This is a genomic window from Streptomyces sp. WAC05292, from assembly GCF_003949955.1.
GTDB lineage: Bacteria > Actinomycetota > Actinomycetes > Streptomycetales > Streptomycetaceae > Streptomyces > Streptomyces globosus.
This window is the reverse complement of the sequence record NZ_RPSE01000672.1, coordinates 1-1,818: the sequence shown is the minus strand read 5'-3', so window position 1 is coordinate 1,818 and position 1,818 is coordinate 1. Positions and strand designations below refer to the sequence as shown.

The window sequence follows — 1,818 nt, the reverse complement described above, 5'->3', positions numbered from 1 at the left end:
GGCCCCCGCCTCCCCCGCCGTGACCGTCCCCGAAGGAACCCACACGCCATGACCGCGTACGTCGTCACCAGCGCCCCGCCGAACCCGAACGGCGACCTCCACCTCGGCCACCTCTCCGGCCCGTTCCTCGGCGCGGACGTCCTCACCCGCCACCTGCGACAGCGCGGACACGACGTCCGCCACGTGGGCTACTCCGACGAGCACTCCTGCTACGTGCCCCGCCGGGCCGCCGAGATCGGCTCCACCGCGCACCCGACGGCCCGGCTGTTCGGCGACCGCATGGAGGAGACCCTCTCGCTGGGCGCCATGCACCACGACTGGTTCACCCGCCCGCTCACCGACCCCGTCCACACCGAGTTCGTCCAGCGCTTCTTCCTCGACCTGTGGGAGTCCGGCGCGCTGGAGGTGCAGGAGCTGCCCGTCTTCCACTGCGGGCCCTGCGACCGCCACCTGTACGAGGCGGAGGTGCGCGGCTGCTGCCAGTTCTGCGCGGAGCCCTCCGACGGCGTCTACTGCGAGGCCTGCGGCCTCCCCCAGGACCCGGCCGGCCTCGCCGACCCGAAGTGCACCGCCTGCCGGACCGCCCCGGAGACGCGCACGCTGCGCCGCATCGTCTTCCCGCTGGAGCCGCGCCGCGAGGAGCTGGCCGCCTACCACGCCGAGGCGCAGGCCCGCGCCGAGTGGCGGCCCCGCCTGGTCGCCTACCTGCAGGGGCTGTTCGCGCGGGGCCCGCTGCCCGACACACCGATCAGCCGCGAGGCCGGCTACGGCATCCCCGTGCCGCTGCCCGGCTGGGAGGGGCACGTCCTCGACACCTGGTTCAGCGGCATCTGGGGCTACGCGGCCGCCACGGCCCGGCTCTCCGAGGCGAACGGCGACCGGTCGGAGTGGGAGCGGCTGTGGACCGACCCGGAGACCCGGATCGTCAACTTCATCGGCTTCGACTGCTCGTTCTCGCACGCCGTGCTGTGGCCGGCGCTGCTGCTCGCGCGGGGCGGGCTGACCCTGCCGGCGCAGGTGGTGACGAACGAGTTCTACCGGCTGGAGGGAGAGAAGTTCTCCACCAGTCGCGGACACGCCATCTGGGGCGGCGAGTTCCTGCGGCGGGTCAACGCGGACGCGCTCCGCTTCCACCTGTGCCTGACCGGGCCCGAGCGGGCGCAGAACAACTTCTCCATGAAGGAGTTCGCCGACACGGTCAGCACGGTGCTGGCGGGCTCGCTGGAGCGGTGGACGGACACCGTGCTCGACCTGCTGGGGCGGGACTTCGACTCGACCGTCCCGGCCGGCGCGGACGAGGCGGAGAAGGCGGAGAAGGCGGAGAAGGCGGACTACGCGGACGCCGGGGGGCCGGCCGCCGCCGAGCGGGCCGCGCTGCCCGGGCGGATCGCCGACGCCCTCGGCGCCGGGGCGTTCTCCCCGCAGCGCGCGGCCGACGTGCTGGCCACCGCGGTGGAGCGGGCCGACGCCGACCTGCGCGAGCTGGCCCTGCTGCGGGCCTCCGGCCCGCGTGCCCGGTACGCGGCGCGCCTCGCCGCGCACGCCGAACTCCTCGCCGCGGTCGCGGCGACGGCGGCGCCGCTGATGCCGGGCTGGTCGGCGTTCCTCTCCGAGCGGCTGGGCCTGCCGGTGGACCTCGCGACCCGCATGCCGGCCTGGCCGCAGGACCGCCTGCTGCCCCCGGGCAGCACCCTCCCGGCGTCGGTCCCGCTGTACTTCCACGAACTCTCGTGACCGCCTCCCCCGTGTCCGCACCCGCCCCCGCCGGACCGCGCGGGCCGCGGGGGCGGGTGCGGACACGGGGGAGGCGGTCACGAG

1 protein-coding gene is annotated in these 1,818 nt (G+C 75.5%); it reads left to right on the top strand.

Annotated elements, in window-relative coordinates; translation table 11 throughout:
- Nucleotides 1–48: 48 nt before the first annotated feature.
- Nucleotides 49–1,734, top strand: coding sequence for a class I tRNA ligase family protein (locus EF903_RS32255; protein WP_125548495.1), 1,686 nt, complete (start codon nucleotides 49–51; stop codon nucleotides 1,732–1,734).
- Nucleotides 1,735–1,818 lie beyond the last annotated feature (84 nt).

What these genes read in the sequence shown, in the direction of transcription:
- EF903_RS32255 (WP_125548495.1), top strand. Translation starts at nt 49, where the DNA reads ATGACCGCGTACGTCGTCACCAGCGCCCCGCCGAACCCGAACGGCGAC.